Below are 22,419 nucleotides of genomic sequence, written 5' to 3'. Positions count from 1 at the left end.
GGTCAGGCGCCCTCCGCGCGATTCTGGGGTCCGGAGGGCGGGGGCGGCCCGACCGGCGGCGGCCAGGTCGGTGCTCAGGCGGCGGAGCGGCGGCGGTTGGCGATGATGCGACGGCGTTCGTCCTCGCCCATGCCGCCCCAGACCCCGTACGGCTCCTGCACCGCGAGCGCGTGCTCGCGGCACGGGTCCACGACGGGGCAGCGGGCGCAGAGCTGCTTGGCCTTGTCCTCGCGAGCGGCTCGGGCGGAGCCGCGCTCGTTGTCGGGGTGGAAGAAGACCGCGCTGTCACGGCCTCGGCACAACCCTTCCTTCTGCCAGTCCCAGACGTCGGTCACGGGCTTGGGCAGGCGCGCGGTGCTGGTCATCGGATGAACCCCCTTGCGGTGTCACAGGTGCTTGATCACGGCTTACCCGCTGGTCCCCGGGGGGCAAACGTGGTGCGCCTCATCGGATGGATTACCGGTGGAGGTGGATTACTCCGGTTCCTCCTGCGCCAGCCGCTGGTCGAGGGTCTCGCCCTCGCGCAGCTCGCGCGGCGTGGTGCCGTGGCGGTCGGCGGCGCTCCAGTGCTCGGGCGGCTCGACGCCGCGCTCCAGCGGGTCGACGCCGAGCTCGTCCTCGTCCAGCTGCTCGATCTCGTCCAGCGGGCGTTCGTTCGGATCGGTCATCGCACTCCTCCCGGCGTGGCGAAGGCGCCCTCCAGCTCGGGCGCGACGGACTCGGCCCAGAACGAGAAGAACCGCTCCTGGTCCGGGCCGATCTGGCTCACGTACACCTCGTCGTAGCCCGCGTCGGCGAACTCGCGGACGCGGTCGAGGTACGGCCGCGGGTCGGGCCCGACGGGCAGCGCCGAGGCCACCATGTCCTCGGTGACCAGCGTCGACGCCTGCTCGAAGTGCCGTGGCGTCGGCAGCACTTGGGCCAGCTCGCCGGGCAGCTGCTCGTTCGCCCACAGCCGGTGCGCCGTCTTCACGGCCTCCTCGGCGGACGACGCGTGGCACACCTTGAACCCGGCCTGGGTGGGCTTGCCCTCACCGCCGGCGGCGCGGAACTTCGCCACCAGCGACGCGTCCGGCATGGTGGAGCACAGGCCGTCGCCGATGCGCCCGGCCACCTCCGCCGCCTTCGGCCCGAACGCCGACACGTACACCGGAACGGGTGACGGCGGCACCGTGTAGAGCCGCGCGTTCTCGACCGTGTAGTGCTCGCCGCGGTGGCTGACCTCCTCGCCGGTCCACAGCGCCCGCATCACCTCGACGGCCTCTTCCAGCATCTCCAGCCGTTCCGGCGCGGACGGCCACGGGTCGCCGAAGATGTGCTCGTTCAACGCCTCGCCGGTGCCGACGCCGAGGGTGAACCCGCCCCGGCACTGGACGGCGGCCGTCGCCGCGGCCTGTGCCACCACGGCCGGGTGAATCCGCAGCGTCGGACAGGTGACAGCGGTCGTGACGGGCAAGGAGGTGACCTCCGACAGCGCGCCGATGACGGACCACACGAACGGGCTGTTGCCCTGCTCGCGGTTCCACGGGTGGTAGTGGTCGGAGATCCACAGGCGCTCGAACCCGGCCTGCTCCGCCCACCGCGCCTGCGCCACCAGCTCGCGCGGTCCGTGTTCCTCGCTGGAGAGGAAGTAACCGATGCTGACCATGGCCACCGGTTACCCGCGCAGGAATTCCTGAACCTTGGTCGCCACCCCGCGCCTGACCACGTCCCACGCGTCCGGGTCGCCCTTGAGCATCGCCTCGGCGGTGGCCTTGGCCTGCTCGAACGTCGTGTGCGGCGGGATGGGAGGCAGGTTCGGGTCGCACCGCACGTCCAGCACCACGGGCCGGGCGGCGGACAGCGCCTCGTCCCACGCGCCGCCCAGGTCGGCCGGGTCGGACACGTCGATCCCGCCCAACCCGACGGCCCGCGCGAACGCCGCGTAGCCGATGTCGGGCAGCACCTGCGACTCCTCGAACTTCGGCGCGCCGCCCATCGCCCTCAGCTCCCACGTCACCTGGTTGAGGTCGTTGTTGTGCAGCACGCACACCACGCACCGCGGATCCGCCCACTCCTCGTAGTAGCGGGCGATGGTGATCAACTCGGCCAGCCCGTTCATCTGCATCGCGCCGTCGCCGACCAACGCGACCACCGGGCGTTCCGGGTGCGCGAACTTCGCCCCGATCGCGTACGGCACCCCGGCGCCCATCGTCGCCAACGTGCCCGACAACGACCCGCGCATCCGGCCGCGCAACTTGACCAGGCGGGCGTACCAGTTCGCCGCGGACCCCGAGTCGGCGGTCACGATCGCGTCCTCCGGCAACCGGGACGACAGCTCCCACATGATCCGCATCGGGTTCACCGGGTCGGCGTCCACGAAGGACTGCCGCCGCAACGTCTCCCACCACTCGGCCACGTTGCCCTCGACGGTCTCCCGCCAGGTCCGGTCTTCCTTGCGCCGCAGCAACGGCAGCATCGCCCGCAACGTCGCCCCGGCGTCACCGACGAGGTTCACCTCGGTCGGGTAGCGCATCCCGATGAACCGCCCGTCGACGTCCACCTGCACCGCCCGCGCGCGGCCGAACTCGGGCAGGAACTGCGAGTACGGGAAGCTCGACCCGACGATCAACAACGTGTCGCAGTCCCGCATCAGCTCGTAGCTCGGCCTCGTGCCCAACAACCCGATCGCCCCGGTCACCCACGGCTCGTCGTCGGGCAGCACGTCCTTGCCCAACAACGCCTTCGCCACCCCGGCCCCCAGCACCTCGGCCACCTGGCGAACCTCACCACCGGCCCCGCGCGCCCCCTGCCCGACGAGCACCGCCACGCGCTCCCCCGCGTTCAACACCTCGACCGCGCGTTCGACGTCGTCCGTGGAGGGGACCGCGGTGGCCCACCCCCGGCTGGGGGCGCTGGAGGGCACGTGCTTGAAGGCGTGCTCAGGCGGCGAGTACTCCAACTCCTGGACGTCGGCCGGAATGATCAGCGCCGTGGGCGCCCGCTGCGACTCGGCGGTGCGGATGGCGCGGTCCAGCGCGTTGGGCAACTGCTCGGGGACGGTCACGTCGACCAGGTACTCCGACGCGACGTCCTTGAACAACGAGTGCAGGTCCACTTCCTGCTGATAGCTGCCACCCATCGCGGTGCGCGCGGTCTGCCCGACGATCGCCACCACCGGCACGTGGTCCAACTTCGCGTCGTACAGCCCGTTCAACAGGTGGATCGCCCCGGGCCCCGACGTGGCCATGCACACCCCGACCCGCCCACCGAACTTGGCATAGCCCACGGCCTGCATCGCGGACATCTCCTCGTGCCGCGCCTGCACAAACCTCGGCCGATCGCCACTACGCCCGAAAGCCGAAACCAGCCCGTTGATGCCGTCACCCGGATAGGCGAAGACGTGCTCGACTCCCCAATCACGCAGGCGGCGCAGCACGAAGTCGGCGACGGTGTCGGTCATGGCGTCCTCCCTAGAAAAGAACGGGTTACCCGACCCACCAGCCCTTACCCCCACGCCGCCAAAGGCCTGGGATGGGCAAGCGAGGTTCCTACGGCCGGCGCGCTTGGTGGGCCTGGTGCGGGGGGTGGCTCTGGTGCGGGCTGGCGAGGCAAGCGGGGCGCCACCGACCTGGCAATCGCGGTCGGGCGCGCCTGGCGACGCGCGCAGGGCGCTGGCGGGGGGGGCGCAGGGCGTGGCGGACGCGGCGGGCCTTGGGACGGGTCGGCGGTGAGCCAGGTTGGCGGGAGCGCAAATGGCACCTGACGGCCTGACGGGCGTTGAGGGCTGTGACGGTGGCCGTGGCGGAAACTATGGCTGTTGCCGACGGTCATAGCGACGTCCGCCGCCGCCGGGCCGGCCGTTTTATCCGGCTAACGTGAGAAATGCGGTTTGGGTTGTCCTTGGTTGCACTCTTCGCCCGGTCGAGTGGTCTGCCAACCCCTCACCAACCCCTCACCAACCACCCCACAACCAGCAACAACGGGCCCGCAGCGCCCGCACCTAGGCCCGATTTGACATGGGTTCGGGTGCCATAGGCTGGTCGAAGCCGGGCAGGCTTGGCGGACGCTTTTCCCGCCAGGCCTGCCCGGCTTTGGCCTGCCTGGGGTGCCCGTAAGGGCCCCATGTCAAATCGAGCCGGACTGAACCAGGATCCACCCGACCCCCAGCCCAAGACCAAACCCCTACAACGGCAGCAGCAGCCGACCGCCCACCATCAGCGTCCCCACCGCAACCCCGGCGAACAGCAGCACCCACACCAACCCGGGCACCCGCGTGATCCGCGCCAGCTGATCGGCATCGGACTGCCGCGCCAGCCCCCGCATCCGCCGCCGCTGCAACTCACCCACCGGCCGCACCCCGCCCAACAACAAGAACCACGTCACGAACAACGCGAACGCCGCCTGCCACTCCGCCGTCGCGTACCACGACACGGCGAACATCACCGCCCCCGTCACCACGACCGACAGCACGCCGAACGCGTTGCGGATCATGATCAGCATTCCGGCCAGCAACCCGACCGTCGCCCACAGCAACGGCCGGACCTGCTCGGACGTCACCAGGACCGCCGCGCCCAACCCGAGCAACGACGGCGTCACGTACCCCGCGAAGTACATCAGCACGACCGCGAACCCGGTCGGCCTGCCACGCGACACGGTGACCCCGGACGTGTCGGAGTTCAGCTTGATGCCCTCCAGCCGCCGGCCGGTGAGCAGCGCGACCAGGGCGTGCCCGGCCTCGTGCGCGATGGTGATGACGTGCCTGCTGTACCGCCACACGCCCGGACTGGCCACCAGGACCAGCGCCAACACGGCGGGAGCCCATTTCGTCAGAGTCGACATCGCCACCCAGCATGCCAGGGGCCGCACCAGGGGCTTGACCTGGACCGCGCTCCAGCATCCAGGCTGACCGCCATGAGACGACAGCGCATCGGTTCACTGGAGGTCGGCGCCCTGGCGCTGGGCACGCTGCCGTTCGGCACCTCAGTCGACCAGCAGACCTCGTTCGCGATCATGGACCGCTTCGCCGAGGCGGGCGGCACGTTCCTGGACACGGCCAACAACTACGTGTTCTGGGACGGTGGCACGGGCGACGAGAGCGAGCACATGGTCGGTCGCTGGCTGGCCGCGCGCGGCAACAGCGACGACATGGTCGTGGCCACCAAGATGGGCGCGCGGCCGTTGACGCCAGGCACCGGGCTGGAGAACGCCGAGGGCCTGGCCGGCGACACGGTCCGCCGCGCCGCCGCCGCGAGCCTGGCACGGCTGGGCATCGACCACATCGACCTCTACTACAGCCACATCGAGGACCGCAGCGTCACGCTGGAGGACACCCTCGGCGGGTTCGCGTCCCTCGTCGAAGCCGGCACGGTGCGCGAGATCGGCGCCAGCAACCACGCCACGTGGCGCTTCGACCGGGCACGGGCGGTCTCGCGGGCCAACGGCTGGCCGCTCTACAACGCCGTGCAGCAGCGGTACAGCTACCTCCGCCCGCGGCCGGGTGTGAAGCTGCCCGAGGGCGGTCACGTGCACATGACCGCCGAGCTGCTCGACTACGCGCGGGCGGAGGGCGACGTCACGCTCGTGGCGTACTCGGCGCTGCTCTCGGGCAGGTACCGGGACAAGCCGCTGGGCGAGGCTTACGACCACCCCGGCACCACTCGGCGGCTGAAGGTGCTGCACGAGGTCGCGGCGGAGCTCGGCGCCACCGTCAACCAGGTCGTGCTCGCGTGGCTGATGCGGCAGGACATCATCCCGCTGGTGGGCGCCACCTCGCTCGCACAGCTGGAGGAGACCCTGGGCGCGCTGGAGATCAAACTGGACGACGACCAGGTGGACCGCATGGACTCAGCGGCCTGACCCCGCACGAGCCGGCAACGCACGAGCCGGCAACGCACGACGGTGCACGGTCCGCTCGGGACCGTGCACCGCACGTCTTGCCGTCAGCGCATCAGGATCGGTTGCACAACCGACTGACCGCGAACGTCACCGGCTGAACCGCGACTTGTGCTGCTCCGCGATGGCCGGGTCGATCGGCTGGACCGGCCGCGGGTTCACGGTCGGGTCCACCGACTCGATCCGCTGGTCGCGGTGCGCGCCGTGCGGCACGTCGTCGGTGCGCTGCGCCGGCATCTCCTGCGTCACCGGATCGGCCTTGGGGTCGCGAATGCTCGCTTCCCGCTCGTACCGGGCCTGCTCCCGACGCCGCTCCGCCTCCCCGGGACCACCAGGAGCGGCAGGATCGACCATCGGGGCGATCGGCTCGCCGGTGCGCGTGTCGACCGGCTCCTCCGCCACGATCTTCCGCCGCGCCGGCAGCACCGCGATCAGCAGACCGACGGCGGCGAGGCCGAGGTGCAGCCAGTTGTCGTTGACGTTGAGCGCCAGCGGGTTGCCGAGGCCGGCGACCGGGTTGGTGGAGAACACCCCGGCCAGGGCCAGGCCCCACAGCAGCACGGCGCCGTAGCCGAGGAACAGGATCCAGCCGTACAGCCGGGCCAGGCCGGACGTGCTCGCCATCAGCAGGCCGAGCACGCCGAACGCCAGGTGGACCACGTTGTGCAGCGGGTTCAGCGCGAACCCGAGCAGCATCGCGTGCTGGTCGCCCGCGAAGTCGCCGAACCCCGTGCGCACGAAGCCCAGCACACCCAACGCGAGGAAGACCAAACCGACCAGGCCTGCGAGCACCTGGGCGGGTTGCAGGCCCGCGACCTTGACGCGACCGACCGTCGAGTGGTGGGTCATCTCGCCCTCCAACTGAGGACCACGAGCCCGTCTGACCGGGCTCCGGACGCCCACCGACTACCCGTCGCGCCTGAACCGCAAACAGCCCGCCGCCGCCCGGGCCCGGTTCTTGGGCCGAATGGCGGCGGGGGACGGGCGCACGAACCCGTCCCCCCTTTCCCGACAGGAGTCACACGCCCCGTCGTGCCGGGGTTTATCCGCCCCGACCCACCCCATGAAGGTCGGGCCGCCAGTGCCACGCCAAATGCGCGCCGATCATTACGGCCAATAGACCGATAAGTTTTTCGAATAATCACGCACCGTATCGTCTTATTGACGTACGGGCAGGTCAGGAGCGCTGGCCCCGGTCACCGGACGCACGCGTCGCGGAGCCGTTCCACTCGGTCTCCCTGCTGTTCACGAAGGTCCCCTTTGTGGTTCGTCGAACACCACCGCGGTGTCGGTACGACTATCTCCGAACAAGCCGCTCACGTCAAAGGAATTTCGGCGTTCGCGAATTGGTCGGACCGACCTCCGAGACCATCGGGCACGATCGCTTGACCTCGACTTAACTCGAACTCCTAGCGTGGCGCGCAGGACTTCAGAGGGGATCAAGTGATGCACGCCATCGTTCAGCACGAGTTCGGTCCGGCCGAGAACCTGCGCTACGAGCAGGCGCCGGACCCGGAGCCGGCCGCGGGCCAGGTGCGGGTCGCGGTGTCCGCGGCCGGGGTGCACCTGCTCGACACGGCGATCCGCCGGGGTGAGCACGGCGGGCCGTTCCCGCTGCCCGCGCTGCCCATGACGCCGGGCCGGGAGGTCGCGGGGGTCGTCACCGCGCTGGGTGACGGGGTCGAGCCGCACTGGCTGGGCAAGCGCGTCGTCGCGCACCTCGGCCAGGCCAGCGGCGGGTACGCGGAGCAGGCCGTGGCGAACGCCGCCTCGCTGCACGAGCTGCCCGACCACGTGTCCGACGACGCGGCCGTGGCCATGATCGGCACCGGCCGCACCGCCGTCGGCGTGCTGCGCATCGCCGAGCTCACCGCCGACGACGTGGTCCTGGTGACCGCGGCGGCGGGCGGGCTCGGCGCGTTGTTCGTGCAGGAGGCCAAGGCGGTCGGGGCCAAGGTGGTCGGCGTGGCGAGCACTGCCAAGCTGGACCTGGTCCGCGAGCTGGGCGCGGACGTGGTGGCCGACTACACGCGCCCGGACTGGGACGAGGGCATCGGGCAGGTCACCGTCGTGCTCGACGGCGTCGGCGGTGAGGCCGGCCGCAAGTCGCTGGAGCTGCTCGGCGTCGGTGGCCGGATCCTGCTGTTCGGCTGGTCGGCGGGCGCGCCCACCGCCATCGACACCTCGGACCTCTACCGCCTCGGCATCACCGCGTCGGTCGTCGTCGGGCCGCGGATGATGAAGGGCACGAACCTGCGCGGGCTGGAGGAGCTGTCGATGCGCGCGCTGGCCGAGGGCAGGCTCACCCCGCTGACCACGACGTTCCCGCTCAGCGAGGCCGCCAAGGCGCACGCCGCGCTGGAGGGCCGCGCCACCGTGGGCAAGGTCGTGCTCAAGCCCTGACCCCCGACACCGGTGAGGCCCCCGCGCGCGAGGGCCTCACCGGGTCACCCCCGGCTACACCGGCACCGTGACGATCCGCTCGTCGTCGAAGTTGCGCACCTCGATCGCCGCGACGTCCTCGGGCGCGATGAGCGCCGAGCCGTCGAGGTTGGTGCCGTCCTCCTCACCGGCCGCCGAGACGAGCCAGCTGCCCGCCTCCGCGGTCCGGCCGTCCTTCGCCACGACGATCAGCCTGCACTTCTCGTCCTGCGCGACGCCCGCGACGGAGGCGTTCACCCGCACCCACCCGGCGGCGGGCCTGACCTGCACGGTCATCCGCACGCCGGTGACCGGGTCGGTGGCCGACCCGAGCTTCGTCCCGGCGGGCGGCGCGGGCGCGGTCGTCGTCCCCGGCACGGCGCCCACGTCGGGCGCGGTGCCGCGGCCGACCGCGAAACCACCGCCGAGCACGACCGCGGCCGCGGCCGCCGCGACCAGCCCCAGGCCGACCTGGCGGCGGCGCAGCCGGGCGCCGCGCTCGGACCGCACCTGCCGCAGCGTGCGCCGCAGCAGCAGCTCGCCGTCCTCGGGCGGGCCGTCGAGCAACGCCTCGGGCGGCACGTCGCCCATGGCCTCCTCCATCGCTCGCAGCTCGGCCAACTCCTCGTCGCACCGCGGGCAGGACGCCAAGTGGTCCTCCACCGCACGTGCCTCCCGCTCGTCGAGCGCGCCCAGCACGTATGCGCCGAGCAGCTGTGGATCGTGGTTCGTGGTCATCCGGCCACCCCCTTCAGCGCGACCTGTTGCCCGACGAACGTCTCTCGCAACGCCCGCAGCGCGTAGTGGGATCTCGACTTCACCGTGCCCGGCGGCACCCCTAACGCCTCGGCCGCCTCCGTCACGCTCCGGCCGCGGAAGTAGATCTCCATGAGCACGTCGCGGTGGTCGGACGACAGCCGGTCCAGCGCTTCGAGCACCACCACCGAGTCGACGACGGAGTCCGCGTGGTCGCGTTGCACCGGCGTGGCCGTGGGCGCCTCCGCCACCTCCTGGGGCCGGGCCGCCTTCGCCCGGAACCGGTCGGTGACGATGTTGCGCGCCACCGTGAGCAGCCACCCCCGGACCGAGCCCTTGCCGTTCACCAAGGCGTCCGGGTGCCGCCACGCGCGCACGAGGGTTTCCTGGACGACGTCCTCGGCCGACGCCCGATCGCCGGTCAGCCGCGTCGCGTACGCGAGCAGCGCCCGACCGTGCTCCTCGTAGAGGGATCGGATCAGTGCCTCGTCGGCCGCGGCCTCCCGTTTCCGGGACCACAGAGCCGCCATCCACCCACTCCTCTCGTCAACTCCCTCCCCGGACACGGACGCCGGCCGGGTTCGGTTCACCTCGGGGCGGGACGAGTTTCGCGGGTGTGCCCGCGGCCGCACCGGGCGACCGCCGCGACGGCCAAGTGGGTACGATCACCGCGGGCCCGAAATTCCGGACGGAACGGAATAGCCCAGCTCGGCACGACACTTCGGTAATCTCCCCCGACCGGGTGGGCAGAATTGCGTCACCGGCGATATCCGAAAACGACCGCGTGATGACACCAAAGGGCACTGACCAGGCACTATGCCTGCCTCCACGAGGGTAAGCACAATGACCGCGGGCACGCTACTCCGCACCTGTGGACCGTGGACAAGCCGGAAACACGTGGGTAGCTTCCGCCGGGCACGTCGACCTGAAGGTCGACGGACATCCGACGAGAGGGATTGTCGATGAAACCCAGGAATGTGATCGCGACGCTCTTAATGGTGCTCGGATTGGTCCTGTCCACCGCCCCCGGCGCGATGGCGATCAGCGACGCCTGGTCGCACCCGGACGGTGTCGCCCGGATGAGCTACGACGACAGTGGTGACATCTACAAGATCTGCGACACCAAGACCGACGACGTCGGGGTGTCCGGCCGGCTCAACGTCCGGCAGCGGGACGGCAGCTGGAACCACTTCGCCTGGATCCGGGACGGCAACGGCAACAACGACGACTGCACCTCCAACAACGTCGACGTGCTCCTCGAGAACGCCGACTACACGTTCACGATCTGCCAGCAGAACACCAGCGACGGCGCCCGGTACAACTGCGCCACGTCGCCGCGCATCAAGGGCGAGGACGACTGACCGGTCGCCGGGCTAGGCGCAGGTCTCGCCGGCGTTCAGGCAGGACGTGACGCGGTCCATCAGCCCGACCGGCATGACGTTGACGAACATCGCGTGGTCCGTGCGCGGGTCGCGCCGCTGCTCGGGGAAGCTGTCGAGGGCGTAGGGCCGCCCGGCCGGCACGTCGTAGGCGACGCGCACGCGCAGCTTCGGCACCGGGAACGTGCCCGGCCGGCACACCCCGTTCGACCCGGGGAACTCGGCGTGCGCCCGGTGGCTCGGGCTGTCGGTGTTGCGGCCGTCCCAGCAGCTCGGGAAGTCGAACGTGCGCAGCACCGCGCTGCCCGGCGCGCACTCCGGGTAGCGGTCGGTGTGCCGGTCCTCGAACCCGGTGCAGCTCCACCGCGCCCGGCCGCGGCCGCTGGTCAGCGCGGCCGGGTCGCCGGTGATCATGCGCAGGAACCTCGGCATCGGCACGACCTCGCTGACCGGGCTGCCGGTGAACGTGATCTCCACCCTCGACGGCGGCAGCACCTCGCCGGTGTTGCCGTGCGCGCCGCCGCCCGGCGCGTGCTCGTCGTGCCCGGTCCGGTCGGTCAGCCGCAGCACCGGCCAGTAGTAGGTGGACCGGTCCTCCGCCGGGCAGGTGGTCCCGGCGGCGGCCAGCGAGTCGTCGGTGGAGCCCGCGTTCGTGCTCAGGTTGCCGACGTACTCGTGGGTGTGGTGCGCGCCGGACGGCTGACCCGGCGCGATGACCATGTTGTCGGCGTTGAGGTGGCGTGGTTCGTTGCGCCCGCAGTCGACGCGGAACGTGCCGGTGGACGCGTCCTGGGTGGTGGTGACCGACTCGACCGCCACCGGCACCTCGTCGATGGCCACGGTGCGGCCGTCCGCGCAGCCCGCCGCCAGCACGAGCACCAGCAGCAGCGGCGACCACCTCACGGCCCACAGCTTATTCGGACGCCGGGCGTGCGACGCGCGCCTCTGCCCGAGTGGGCAGATCAGGGCACCGGGGTCGGCGAGGTGACCAGGACGCGGCCGTCCTCGGTGACGACGCTGACGGCGGCGAGCTCGTCCGGGTCGACCACGGCGGCGCCCGCCAGGGCGGTGTCGCCGCGCCGCGAGGCGATCCAGCCGCCCGCCGCGTAACGCAGGCCGCGCACGTCGGTGACCACGAGCCGGCACCGCTCCCCCGCGTCGACGCCGGCCACCACCGCGCTCAGCCGCACCCAGCCGTCGGCGGGCGTCACCGTCGTGGTCAGCCGCACGCCGTCGGCCGCGGTGGCGTCCAGCAGCCGCTGCCCGGGCGCGCTGCGCCGGCCGAGGTGGACCCCGCCGGCCAGCACCGCGACGGCGAGCGCGGTGCTCACCGCCGCGACGACGCCACCGCGGCGGCCGCGGTCGCGCGCCCGCTCCGCGCGGACCTGGCGCAGCGCGCGTTCGAGGATCGGGTCGCGCATCTCTTCCCGTTCGGCTCGGGCTCGGACGTGTCCCGAGCGGCAGTCATGACACGTGCCCGCGGGACGTCCGGTTCACCGGCCCGACACGCGACGAGGCGGCCCCGGGTCGACCGGGACCGCCTCGCGCGCGGTCGGGACCGCTCAGTTCAGCTGCACCCGGAGGATGCGGCTGTTGGAGTTGTTCGGCGTGCTGTCCCGGTCGTCGCTGGTGGTCAGCCAGAGGCTGCCGTCCGGCGCGGGCTCGACGGTGCGCAGCCGGCCGTACGTGCCCTGGAAGTGGGTCGTCTCCGAGCCGACCGACGTGCCGCTGATGACCATCCGGTAGAGCCTGCTGCCGCGCAGCGTGGCCATGTACAGGGCGTTGTTGACGATGGCGATGCCGCTGGGCGAGGCGCTCGCCGTGCTCCACGTCCGCTTCGGCGCGACGTAGCCGGAGCAGTTGCCCGACGTGCCCTCGCACGACGGCCAGCCGTAGTTGCCGCCGCGCTCGGACAGGTTCAGCTCGTCCATGATCGTGTTGCCCAGCTCGGCCTGCCACAGCCTGCCCTGGCCGTCGAACGCCAGGCCCTGCACGTTGCGGTGCCCGTAGGTCCACACGTACCGGGCGTTGCCGCCGTTGCCGTAGAACGGGTTGTCGGTCGGCGCGGAGCCGTCGGCGTTGAGCCGCAACACCTTGCCGCCCAGGTTGGACAGGTCCTGCGCCCAGTTGGCGTTCTGGCCGTCGCCGGTGCCCGCGTACAGCTTGCCGTCCGGGCCGAACCGCAGCCGGCCGCCGTTGTGGTAGCGGTTGCGCGGGATGCCGGTGAGCAGCACCTGCAACGAGGACTGCACCAGCGCGTTGTTCTGCACCTTCATCCGCACGATCCGGTTGTCGTTCGCGGCCGTGTGGTAGATGTACAGGTAGTTGTCGGAGGCGAAGGTCGGCGACACCTCGATGCCCAGCAGGCCGCCTTCACCGTTCGTCGTGACGACGTTCGGCACCGTGCCCAGGGTGGTCCTCACTCCGGACGGCGACAGCTTGACGATGTCGAACGCGTCGCGCCGCGAGTAGACGCCCGACCCGTCGGGCAGGAAGTCCAAGCCCCACGGCACGTCGTTGTCCGTCGCCAGCTGCGTCACCGCGCCGACCTGGTCCCCGCCGGACGACGTGGTGGCGGTGATCGCCATGCTCCAGTCGGACACGTTGCCCACCGCGTCGTACGCCCGCACGTTCATCAGGTACGAGGTGTTCGGGCTGCGCCCGCCGATGGTGGCCGACGTGCCCGTGGTCTCGCCCACCGGCGCGCCGCCCGCGAGGACCTCGTAGCGGGTCACGCCGACGTTGTCGGTGGACGGGTTCCACGCCAGCGACACGGAGTTCGCGGTGACGCCCGTGACGCGCAGCCCCGTGGGGGTGGTCGGCCGCTCGGTGTCGGTCTGCGCGGGCGGTGTGGTCACCTCGAGGTTGTTGCCCGCCTGGGAGATGTTGCCCGCGGCGTCCTTGGCGTTGACGTAGTAGACGTACGAGCCGTTGGGGTTCAGGCCGGTGATCGTGGTGGACGTGCCGGTGACGGACTTGACGAACTGGCCGCGCTGGTAGACCTCGTAGGACGTCACGCCGACGTTGTCGGTCGCCGGGTCCCAGGCCAGGTCGACCGACGTGGGCGTGACGTTGGCCGAGCGCAGGTTCGCCGGCGGTGACGGCGGCGTGGTGTCCGCCTGCCCGGTCTCGCCGAACACCTGGAACTCCTGCAACGAGTAGCCGTAGTAGGACGCCGTGCGGCAGCGCGTCGTGCCGTACATCCGGACGTAGCGACCGCTTCCGCTCACCACGAGGTCTTCCACGCCGCCCGCGCCGTTCGCGGTGGTGTGGACGCTGGTCCACGTGCTCGCGTTCGACGACGTCTCGAGCCGGTAGCCGCGCGCGCACGACAGGTCCCACTGGAGCCGGACCCGCGTGATCGTCGCCACCGCGCCGAGGTCGACCTGGATCCACGACGGGTCGATGCCGCCCTGGCTGGCCCAGCGGGTGGAGGAGTTGCCGTCCACCGCCGCCGAGGGCGCGAAGCCGGAACTGCCGGAAGAGGACGCGGTGGCCGGTTTTCCTTGGGAGAGCAGGACGGGAGCCGCGCTCGCGGGCGCGGCGGACACCAGGGCGGACGCCACCACGGCGAGCGCGGTGGCGAGCGAGCCGAGCGAGGTCGACCAGGCTCTCCTGGTACGGGGTGCCACAGATGCCTCCACAGTCGTTGACGACTCCCCCGGAACACCGGGGGATTGGCGCGGCGGCGGCGGCAGATGAGGACGGGACGTGCGCGAGCGTCAAGGTCTGAGTTTGCGGAACTTGCGCAACTGTCGACCCCCGAGCCGGTCGCGTGTCGTCATTCGTCCTGCTACCCGAAACGGTAAGGGCTTTCCCCACCAGCGTCCAGTGGTGTCCCGGTTGGAGAGGGGGAGCGGATGCGCCCGACGTCGCGGTTCCGCCGACCCGCCGAGGTCCGGCCCGCCACGCTCCGACCCGCCGTGCTCCGACCCGCCGTGCTCCTGCCCGGCTGATGGACGAGCCACTGTCCAATCCGGACGCTTCGTTGCGGCTGGCGGTGCGCGCCGAGATCCGCCATCCGCACCGGTCGCTCGGGCTGACCACCGGGTACGTCCCGCACGACTGGGAGGAGGCGTTGGCGCCGGCCGACCGGCTCGTGGTGCTGCGCGACGGCGCCGTGCAGCAGGTCGGGTCGCCCGAGGAGGTCTGCGCGCACCGTGGTCATCCCGTGAAGGGCTCGGCGACGAGACGACCCCACAGCACGAAGGCCAGCAGCGCGAGGTACACGAAGTCCACCACCATCAGCTTGAACTCCCCACGCCGGAAGCGGACGACCGCCGCGCCGACCATGACGACCATCAGGCCGAAGGCGGCCGACGGCACCAGGACCGGCACGACGTCGAGCACGGCGGGCAGGACCAGCCCCAACGCGCCCAGCATCTCCAACACGCCGATGGCCTTGATGGAGCCGGCGCTCCAGTCCTCGGTCCACGCCGCGCTGTGCCCGGTGGCGGCTATCTTCTGCTTGGACAGGACGAGCTTGCCGCCGCCGCCGAAGAAGTAGGCGGCGGCGAGCACGCCGGTGACGATCCACAGGGCGAGGTTCATGGCGTTCCTCCTGGTCGAGCGACTTGTCGACCAGGAGACGCCGGTGTCGCGAGCCCTGTGACAGGCCGGTCGCGTGACGCGCGTTACACGGCGTCGGACCGGTGGCGGACGAACAGGAGCGACCGATGGGCAGCACGGCGGAGACGCGTCCCGCGACCGAGGCGTTCGTCGCCCACCGCAACCTGCTCTTCACCGTCGCCTACCAGCTGCTCGGCTCGGCCGCCGACGCCGAGGACGTCGTCCAGGAGACCTGGCTGCGGTGGACGGGCGTCGACCTCGACACCGTGCGCGACCAGCGCGCGTACCTGGTCCGGATCGTCACCCGCCAGGCGCTCACCCGGCTGCGCGCGCTCGGCAGGCGCAAGGAGTCCTACGTCGGCCCCTGGCTGCCCGAGCCGCTGCTGACCACGCCCGACGTCGCCGAGGACGTGGAGCTGGCCGACAGCGTCTCGATGGCGATGCTGCTGGTGCTGGAGACGCTCGCGCCGACCGAGCGGGCGGTGTTCGTGCTGCGCGACGTGTTCGACGTCGGCTACGACGAGATCGCCGAAGCCGTCGACAAGACCCCGGCCGCGGTGCGCCAGATCGCGCACCGGGCCAGGGCCCACGTCGCCGAGCGCCGGCCGCGCGGTGGCACCGACCCGGCCGAGGCCAGGGCCGCGCTCGCGGCGTTCCAGCGGGCGGTCGAGACCGGTGACCTGCAGAGCCTGCTCGACGTGCTCGCGCCGGACGTCGTCATCCTCAGCGACGCCGGCGGGCTCAAGCAGGCCGCGCGCAAGCCCGTCGTCGGCGCGGACAAGGTGGCCCGCTTCCTGGCCGCCCGCTGGGACGTCGTCGGCACGCGGACGACGGCCGAGCCGGCGCAGCTCAACGGCGGCCCGGCGGTGATCCTCCGGCTCGACGGCGAGCTGGACGGCGTCGTGGCGGCGCGGGTCGAGGACGGCCTGATCACCGGGCTCTACTTCATGCGCAACCCGGAGAAGCTGTCGCACGTGGAGCGGGAGACCGCCCTGAGCCGGTGACGGCTACGGCAGCAGCAGGCCCCAGTGGACGGCCCAGGGCACGAACAGCACGCCACCGGCCACCAGCAGGCCCAGCCGCACCCGGTGCCCCGCCGTGAGGTCGGCCCTGGCCCGCCACGCCCTCGTCGCGGTGACCGCGGTCGCCGCCACCACCGCCACCGCCAGGACCTGCAGCGCGAGCCACGGCAGCGGCCGGCCGAGCACCACCGGGCCGAGGCTCCGCGCGCCGCTCGACGCCAGGTGGCCGAGGTAGCCGAACAGGCCGAGCACGCTCAGCAGGCCGGTCGCGGCGAGCACGCGCGCCGGTCGACGCACGGGTCGCGTGCTCCGCAGCCGGCGGAACGCGCTCAGCCCGTACCCCGCGAACACCAGCAGCAGCACTCCCACCGCGATCAGCTGCACCGCCGGCGACCCGGGCTCGACCGGCGTGCTCTGCCGCTCCTGCCGCGGCGGCGGGCCGACGTCGACCGTGCGCGGTCCGGTGCTGTTCACCCAGGTGGCGACCTGCTCCAGGTAGGCCGGGGAGACCTCCTCGCCGCGTTGGAAGCCGTCCGGCGACCGGCGCATGGTGTGATCGGCGCCGGGCACCGCGCGGAGGGTGTAGGCGCGGTTGCCGCCCCGGTCGAGTGACTCCTGGAACACGCGCATGCTCTCCGCGCCAGGGATCACCCGGTCGAGGTCACCCCACAGGGCCAACACCGGTTGGGTGATCCGGGCCAGCACCGGCGCCGGGTCGTAGCCGGCCTCGGGGAACAGCCCCGCGCCGACGAGCAGGCCGAGCGTCGTGCGGGAGACGGTGTCCACCAGCGAGCCGGACACGCCGGCGGCGGCGAGCCGGTTGTCGAGGTTCCAGGACTGCTGGCGCTCGGGCGCCGTGCCGGGTGCGCCGACCGTGACCACGAAGGCGACGTCGGTCGAGCCGGCCGCGGCCAGCGGCGCCACCCAACCACCCTCGCTGACGCCCCACAGGCCGGTCCGGGCCGGGTCGACGCCGGGGTGGGCCTTCAGCGCGCGCAGGGCGGCCAGCGCGTCGTCGGCCAGGAGCTCGAAGTCGACGTCGGACTTGGACCGCTTCGGCCGCTTGTCGTAGATCAGCGTGACGATGCCGGCCCGCGCGAACGCCTCCGCCTCCTGGCGGTAGCCGTCCCGCGCGACCCGGCCGGAGCCGTGCACCATCACCACGGCCGGGTGCTGGGTGTCCGCGTCGGGGGCGATCACGGTGCCGTGGAGCGTCAGCTCTCCACTCGAAAAGGTGATGTCCTGCTCGACCAGACCGGCTTGGTCCGCGTGGGCGGGCGGTGACCACGCGGCCGCCGCCGTGCCGACGGCCAGTGCCGCGAGCAACCGGATGAGGGCACGACGAAGTCGCGAGTTGCGTTCGGGGAGCACGGGTGCTCTCCTTCCCGAGGAGGTTCGCACGTACGAGGAACACGCCGGTTTCGGCGTGGTGCTGCGGCTTCCGCCCGCCCGGGTCGTCGAGTGCCAGCTCGACGGCCCGGGCTTCAGGTCAGGGGCGGTCCGCGGGGACGGGGAACGCGAAGAAGCGCACGGCGACGTGCCGCGCGTCCGCGGGCGTCTCGTCCACCGGTCGTTGGTAGCGCTTGAGCAGCGCCATGTACTCGTCGAAGAACTCGTGCAGCTCGGGCAGCGTCACCCGGACCGAGCCGCGCGAGTACGGCAGCGCGTCCGCCCACTCGCCCAGCTCCGACCGCCGGGCCAGGAACTCGTCGAACAGCTCCTGGTCGGCGGCCAGCTTGAGCTGCCTGAGCTGGTCCACGAGGGTGCGCACTTCCGGGTCCTCCGGCGCGCGGGGCCCGCGCAAGTCCTGCACGGGCGCCCGCCACCACCGTTCACGGCCGTGCGCGCGTTCGGGCACTTCCTCCACGAACGCGTGCTTCGCCAACATCCGGAGGTGGTAACTGGTCGCACCGCTGCTCTCGCCGAGCGCCTTGCCCAGGGCGCTGGCCGTCGCCGGCCCGTGCTGCCCGAGGTGGCGCAGGATGCGCTGGCGCAACGGGTGCGCCAGCGTCCGCAGTTCGTCGACGTCGGAGATCTCGCGTGGTGCGACCATGATGCAAAGCTACTGTTGCAAAGACCCCTTTGCAACCTCGTCGTGCAGTCGCCCCCAGTCGTCCCGCCGGTCACGCCACGCGTCGCTCCGGAAGAGCGCGGCCTTCGCCTCCGCCAACGACAGCCCCAGGACGCGTGACGCGACGTAGATGGTCGCGATGGGCGAGTGCCCCCGTTCCCGCAGCTCGCGGAACACCTGCTCGCCATCCCCGCCGGCCATGCCCGCCGCGAGCACGTCCAACGCCGTCCGGTCCACCGCCCGACCTCCGTCTCCGTCCGATCGACACCCCGCAGTCGATCAGCTGTAGAGCCCGTCGTACAGCGCGGCGTGCGTGGAGTGCACCACCTTCCGCTTCACCTTCAACGTCGGGGTCAGCTCGCCCACGTCCTGGCTCAGGTCGCGGTCCAGCACGGTGAAGCGCTTGACCTGCGAGACGTGCGCGAAGTGGGAGTTCGCCTCGTCCACCACGCCCTGCACCAGGTCACGCACCTCGGGCGTGCGGACCAGGGCGGGCAGGTCGGTCGGCAGGCCCTTGGCCTGAGCCCACGGCACGATCTCGTCCACGTCCAAGGTGATCAGCGCGACCAGGTACGGCTTGAGGTCCCCGTAGACCACCGCGTGCGAGATCCAGCGCGACTGGCGGAGCTGGTTCTCGACGTTCGCGGGCGCGATGTTCTTGCCGCCGGCGGTGATGATGATGTCCTTCTTGCGACCCGTGATGGTGACGAAGCCGTCGTCGTCGACCTCGCCGAGGTCGCCGGTGTGCAGCCAGCCGTCGGTCAGCACCTCGGCGGTGGCGGCGGGGTTGTTCCAGTAGCCCGCGAACACGTGCGGCCCCTGCATCAGGAGCTCGCCGTCCTCGGCCACCTTCAGCTGCAGCCCCGCCATCCCGTACGTGCCGACCGAGCCGAGCTTGTGCCGCGCCAACGTGTTCACCGTGCCGACACCCGTCGACTCGCTCATGCCGTACCCCTCCAGCACGGGCACGCCGGCGGCCGTGAAGAACTCCAGCACCTCCACCGAGATGGGCGCCGCCCCGGACAACGCCTGCCGCAGCCTGCCCCCGAAGATCGCCCGGACCTTGGCGAACACCGGGTCCACCCGCTCGAACGCGGCGGCCAGGTCGGGTGGCACCGGCTGACCCGCGGCCCGCGACCGGCGCACGGCCAGCCCCACCTTCACCGCCTGCCGCAACTGCTCCTCCGGCACGCCGGCCGTGGCGACGGTGTAGATCTTCTCGAAGATCCGGGGCACGGACGGCAGGAACGTCGGCCGCACCTCCGCCAGCTCCGCCACGATCTTCGACGCGTCACCGCCGTAGAACGCGACCGTGTGGCCGGTGTACAGCGCGCCCAGGTGCACGATCTGCGCGAACACGTGCGCCAGCGGCAGGAACAGGTACGCCACGTCGTCCGGCAGGACGTACGACAGCTCCTCGCTGAGCCGGCACATCGTCAGCCAGTTCCGGTTGGTCAGCACGCAGCCCTTGGGCGGACCCGTCGTGCCCGAGGTGTAGATGATCACGGTCGGGTCGTCGGGGTCGATCGCGGCACGGCGGTCGTCCAGCTCGCCCGGCAACGGCGACGTGCGGCCCTGCGAGCGCAGCTCGTCCAGCCCGCCGCCCTCGATCACGACCACGTCCCGCAACGACGGCACCTGCTCGCGGATCGACTCGACCTTGGCCCGCTGCGCCTCGTTCTCCGCGACCACGAGCACCGCGCCCGAGTCGCCGATGATCCACGCGCACTCCTCCGCCGCGCTCGACGGGTAGATCGGCACCACGATGCCGCCTGCGGCGAGCACCGCCAGCTCCGCCGCCGACCACTCGACCCGGGTGTCCGCCAGCACGCACACCCGGTCGCCCGGCTCAACGCCCAGGTGCACCAGCCCGGACGCCAGTTCCATGACCCACTCGGCGACCTCGGTGAACGTCAGGTCGTGCCACTGCCCGTCACGCCGGTGGCGCCACGCCACCCGGTCGTCGTGCGCCTGGGCGGCCACGAAAGGCAGGTCGGCGATGACGCGCGCCGTGGTCACGGGCATGGCGGTGCTCCTCACTGGGCTGCGGAAGGGGTGACGCGCACGTGGACGCCGTTGAGCACGGCGGTGCCCGACAGCGGGTCCACGGCCAGGTCGTCGGTGAGCAGGTTGACGTTGACGCCGGGGTGGGCGCGCGCGGTGGCGAGTCGCGTGCCGGGCCGGTCGTGGCCCCACCCGTGCGGCAGGCTGACCACCCCGGCGGCCATGTCGGCGCTGACCTCCACGGTCGCCTCGACCTCGCCCACCCGCGACGCCACCCGCGCCACCCCGCCGTCCTCGAGACCCAGCCGCTCGGCATCGGCCGGGTTGACCAGCAACGTGCACAACTGCTTGCCCTTCACCAGCGCGGGCACGTTGTGCAACCACGAGTTGTTCGACCGCAGGTGCCGCCGGCCGACCAGCACCATCCCGTCGACGGGCGCGCGCAACGCCGCCAGCACCCGCGGCACGTCGGCCTCGATCGGCTCGGGGCACAGCTCGATCCGCCCGGACGGCGTGCGCAGGACCTCCGGAACCCGGCTCGTCAACGGCCCGAGGTCGACGCCGTGCGGCCGTTCCAGCAGGTCGTCCACCGACAACCCGTACGCCCCGGCCCGCAACCGCGCGTCCAACAGGCGTTCCTCACGGGTGCGGTCCGACCCGCCCGACAGCCCGACCAACGCGTCGAGATCGGCGTCCGCCCCCTGCCCGGCCAGGATCCCGGTCAGCCGCAGCAGGATCTCGCCCTCGTCCAGCTCGTCCGGCCCGAGCGGCACGGCGGGCGGCGAGTACTTCGCCACGTTCCGCACCGCGAACGACAGGAACGCCAGGTCGTAGTGGGCACGCCTGCTGGGCGGCGGTGGCGGCAGGATGACGTCGGCGTGCCGCGTCGTCTCGTTCAGATAGGGGTCGACCGACACCATGAAGTCCAAAGTGGACAGCGCCGCGTCCAGCCGCGCGGAGTTGGGCACCGACAACGCCGGGTTCCCCGCCACCGTCACCAGCGCCCGGACCTGCCCCTCGCCGGGCGTCTCGATCTCGTCGACCAGCGTGACGACCGGCAACTCCCCCGCCACCTCGGGCAACCCCCGCACCCGACTGCGCCACCGACCGGTCGCGAACCCCTTGCCCGTCCCCGTCCCCCGCCGCATGTGGGCGGGCATCGGGAACATCGCCCCACCGGGCCGGTCCAGGTTCCCGGTCAGCACGTTCAGCACGTCCACCAACCAACTGGCCACCGTGCCGAACTCGACCGTCGTCGTGCCGATCCGCCCGTACACCGCCGCCCGCGGCGCCGCCGCGAGCCGGTGCGCCAACGCCCGGATCTCCCCCGCCCCGATGCCGCACCGCGACGCCACCGCCTCCGGCGTGAACGGCCGGGCCAGCTCCCGCACCCCCTCCACGCCGTTCACGTGCGGCGCGAGGTCCTTCAGATCCACCAACGACGCCGCGAACAACTCGTTCACCATCGCCAACAGCAGGAACACGTCCGTACCGGGCACGATCGCCAAGTGCTGATCAGCAGCCGCCGCCGTGCGACTGCGACGCGGATCGACCACCACGAACGCCCCACCACGCCGGCGCAACGCCTTCAACCGCCCCGGCGCATCCGGAACCGTCCACAGACTGCCGTTCGACGAGAACGGATCCGCCCCCAACAACAACAAGAAATCCGTCCGGTCCACATCCGGCACCGGAATGGTGAAAATCCCCCCGTAGAGCAGCCCTGACGACACGTGCTTGGGCATCTGGTCCACGGTGGCCGCGGTGAAGAAGTTGCGCGACCCCAACGCCTTCCTCAACCCACCGGCGTACAACCCACCGGCCAACGAGTGCACCGTCGGATTCCCCAAGTACATCGCGACCGAATCCCGACCGTGCTCACCGACAACCGCGCTCAACCGCTGATCGACCAGCTCGAACGCCTCACCCCACGACACCGCCTCGAACGACCCACCACGCCGCGCCAACGGCCCGCGCAACCGATCCGGATCGGCGTCCAACGCCCCCAACGACGCACCCTTGGGACAGAGGAACCCACCGCTGAACGTGTCCTGCCGATCACCACGAACACCAGTGATCCGATCGCCCTCGATCGTCAACTCCAACCCACACGTCGCCTCACACAGCGGACACGTCGTCAACGCCCTGCGCATACCCCTCCTCAACGCCCAAACAACCCGACGCCACCGGCCGCAACGAACCACCACGGACCCGGAACGCACCCACCTAGGCCCGATTTGACATGGGTTCGGGTGCCTTAGGCTGGTCGGAGCCGGCAGGCCTGGCGGGACGCTTTTCCCCGCCGGGCCTGCCGGCTACGGCC

21 protein-coding genes are annotated in these 22,419 nt (G+C 71.7%); 4 read left to right on the top strand and 17 right to left on the bottom strand.

Annotated elements, in window-relative coordinates:
- Positions 1 to 74: 74 nt before the first annotated feature.
- The 5 genes from AB0I91_RS42915 to AB0I91_RS42895 all read right to left on the bottom strand — a co-directional run bounded on the left by AB0I91_RS42915 (position 75) and on the right by AB0I91_RS42895 (position 4,821).
- Positions 75 to 365, bottom strand: a complete 291-nt coding sequence (locus AB0I91_RS42915) for a WhiB family transcriptional regulator (RefSeq protein ID WP_053720850.1) — start codon at positions 363 to 365, stop codon at positions 75 to 77.
- 108 nt (positions 366 to 473) lie between these two features.
- Positions 474 to 668: a hypothetical protein gene (locus AB0I91_RS42910; RefSeq protein ID WP_499618520.1), complete on the bottom strand. Its 195-nt coding sequence runs from the start codon at positions 666 to 668 to the stop codon at positions 474 to 476.
- A complete protein-coding gene (locus AB0I91_RS42905; RefSeq protein ID WP_498783897.1) occupies positions 665 to 1,648 on the bottom strand; it encodes a TIGR03557 family F420-dependent LLM class oxidoreductase in 984 nt (327 codons plus the stop codon). Before AB0I91_RS42905 ends, AB0I91_RS42910 begins: the two co-directional genes overlap by 4 nt.
- Before the next feature lie 9 nt (positions 1,649 to 1,657).
- Positions 1,658 to 3,442, bottom strand: coding sequence for a thiamine pyrophosphate-requiring protein (locus AB0I91_RS42900; RefSeq protein ID WP_498783895.1), 1,785 nt, complete (start codon positions 3,440 to 3,442; stop codon positions 1,658 to 1,660).
- Between the two features lie 722 nt (positions 3,443 to 4,164).
- Positions 4,165 to 4,821 carry a M50 family metallopeptidase gene (locus tag AB0I91_RS42895; RefSeq protein ID WP_498783893.1) on the bottom strand — a complete coding sequence of 219 codons (657 nt, stop codon included), beginning with the start codon at positions 4,819 to 4,821 and terminating at the stop codon, positions 4,165 to 4,167.
- Positions 4,822 to 4,893: 72 nt separating this feature from the next.
- On the opposite strand from AB0I91_RS42895, the gene AB0I91_RS42890 reads away from it, so the two are divergent.
- Positions 4,894 to 5,838: an aldo/keto reductase gene (locus tag AB0I91_RS42890; RefSeq protein ID WP_499641987.1), complete on the top strand. Its 945-nt coding sequence runs from the start codon at positions 4,894 to 4,896 to the stop codon at positions 5,836 to 5,838.
- A gap of 126 nt (positions 5,839 to 5,964) precedes the next feature.
- Here AB0I91_RS42890 and AB0I91_RS42885 read toward each other — a convergent pair whose 3' ends face one another.
- Positions 5,965 to 6,723, bottom strand: a complete 759-nt coding sequence (locus tag AB0I91_RS42885) for a DUF4383 domain-containing protein (RefSeq protein ID WP_499641985.1) — start codon at positions 6,721 to 6,723, stop codon at positions 5,965 to 5,967.
- 597 nt (positions 6,724 to 7,320) lie between these two features.
- Between AB0I91_RS42885 and AB0I91_RS42880 the strand changes: the two genes are divergently transcribed.
- Positions 7,321 to 8,277: a zinc-binding dehydrogenase gene (locus tag AB0I91_RS42880; protein WP_499618526.1), complete on the top strand. Its 957-nt coding sequence runs from the start codon at positions 7,321 to 7,323 to the stop codon at positions 8,275 to 8,277.
- 54 nt (positions 8,278 to 8,331) lie between these two features.
- On the opposite strand, the gene AB0I91_RS42875 is transcribed toward AB0I91_RS42880, so the two are convergent.
- Positions 8,332 to 9,033: an anti-sigma factor family protein gene (locus AB0I91_RS42875; protein ID WP_499641983.1), complete on the bottom strand. Its 702-nt coding sequence runs from the start codon at positions 9,031 to 9,033 to the stop codon at positions 8,332 to 8,334.
- The gene (locus AB0I91_RS42870; protein WP_498783884.1) at positions 9,030 to 9,581 is read right to left on the bottom strand and encodes a sigma-70 family RNA polymerase sigma factor; all 552 of its coding nucleotides are present in this window, start codon (positions 9,579 to 9,581) and stop codon (positions 9,030 to 9,032) included. Before AB0I91_RS42870 ends, AB0I91_RS42875 begins: the two co-directional genes overlap by 4 nt.
- A gap of 432 nt (positions 9,582 to 10,013) precedes the next feature.
- Here AB0I91_RS42870 and AB0I91_RS42865 point away from each other — a divergent pair, with 432 nt between their 5' ends.
- The gene (locus AB0I91_RS42865) at positions 10,014 to 10,412 is read left to right on the top strand and encodes a hypothetical protein (RefSeq protein ID WP_499641981.1); all 399 of its coding nucleotides are present in this window, start codon (positions 10,014 to 10,016) and stop codon (positions 10,410 to 10,412) included.
- Positions 10,413 to 10,424: 12 nt separating this feature from the next.
- On the opposite strand, the gene AB0I91_RS42860 is transcribed toward AB0I91_RS42865, so the two are convergent.
- The 4 genes from AB0I91_RS42860 to AB0I91_RS42845 form a co-directional block, all read right to left on the bottom strand.
- On the bottom strand, positions 10,425 to 11,333 hold the full coding sequence (locus AB0I91_RS42860; protein WP_499618529.1) for a DUF1996 domain-containing protein: 909 nt from the start codon (positions 11,331 to 11,333) through the stop codon (positions 10,425 to 10,427).
- Positions 11,334 to 11,392: 59 nt separating this feature from the next.
- Complete coding sequence (locus AB0I91_RS42855; RefSeq protein ID WP_498783878.1) at positions 11,393 to 11,851, bottom strand: hypothetical protein; 459 nt, start codon at positions 11,849 to 11,851, stop codon at positions 11,393 to 11,395.
- Positions 11,852 to 11,992: 141 nt separating this feature from the next.
- Entirely contained in the window at positions 11,993 to 14,062 is a 2,070-nt protein-coding gene (locus AB0I91_RS42850) for a PQQ-dependent sugar dehydrogenase (RefSeq protein ID WP_499641979.1), read from the bottom strand.
- A gap of 532 nt (positions 14,063 to 14,594) precedes the next feature.
- A complete protein-coding gene (locus AB0I91_RS42845) occupies positions 14,595 to 14,981 on the bottom strand; it encodes a DoxX family protein (RefSeq protein ID WP_499641978.1) in 387 nt (128 codons plus the stop codon).
- Positions 14,982 to 15,106: 125 nt separating this feature from the next.
- Here AB0I91_RS42845 and AB0I91_RS42840 point away from each other — a divergent pair, with 125 nt between their 5' ends.
- Positions 15,107 to 16,003, top strand: a complete 897-nt coding sequence (locus AB0I91_RS42840) for an RNA polymerase sigma-70 factor (RefSeq protein ID WP_499618535.1) — start codon at positions 15,107 to 15,109, stop codon at positions 16,001 to 16,003.
- Between the two features lie 3 nt (positions 16,004 to 16,006).
- Here AB0I91_RS42840 and AB0I91_RS42835 read toward each other — a convergent pair whose 3' ends face one another.
- The 5 genes from AB0I91_RS42835 to AB0I91_RS42815 form a co-directional block, all read right to left on the bottom strand.
- Entirely contained in the window at positions 16,007 to 17,392 is a 1,386-nt protein-coding gene (locus tag AB0I91_RS42835) for an alpha/beta hydrolase family protein (protein WP_499641976.1), read from the bottom strand.
- 118 nt (positions 17,393 to 17,510) lie between these two features.
- Complete coding sequence (locus tag AB0I91_RS42830; protein WP_498783868.1) at positions 17,511 to 18,074, bottom strand: ArsR/SmtB family transcription factor; 564 nt, start codon at positions 18,072 to 18,074, stop codon at positions 17,511 to 17,513.
- A gap of 9 nt (positions 18,075 to 18,083) precedes the next feature.
- Positions 18,084 to 18,329: a hypothetical protein gene (locus AB0I91_RS42825; protein ID WP_499641974.1), complete on the bottom strand. Its 246-nt coding sequence runs from the start codon at positions 18,327 to 18,329 to the stop codon at positions 18,084 to 18,086.
- Between the two features lie 42 nt (positions 18,330 to 18,371).
- Positions 18,372 to 20,117, bottom strand: coding sequence for an AMP-dependent synthetase/ligase (locus tag AB0I91_RS42820; protein ID WP_499618542.1), 1,746 nt, complete (start codon positions 20,115 to 20,117; stop codon positions 18,372 to 18,374).
- 11 nt (positions 20,118 to 20,128) lie between these two features.
- Entirely contained in the window at positions 20,129 to 22,249 is a 2,121-nt protein-coding gene (locus AB0I91_RS42815) for a molybdopterin oxidoreductase family protein (RefSeq protein ID WP_498783862.1), read from the bottom strand.
- Positions 22,250 to 22,419 lie beyond the last annotated feature (170 nt).

This window comes from Actinosynnema sp. NPDC049800 (assembly GCF_040656635.1).
Classification (GTDB): domain Bacteria; phylum Actinomycetota; class Actinomycetes; order Mycobacteriales; family Pseudonocardiaceae; genus Actinosynnema.
Note: the sequence above shows the minus strand (reverse complement) of the source record. Positions and strands in the feature narration are given on the sequence as shown.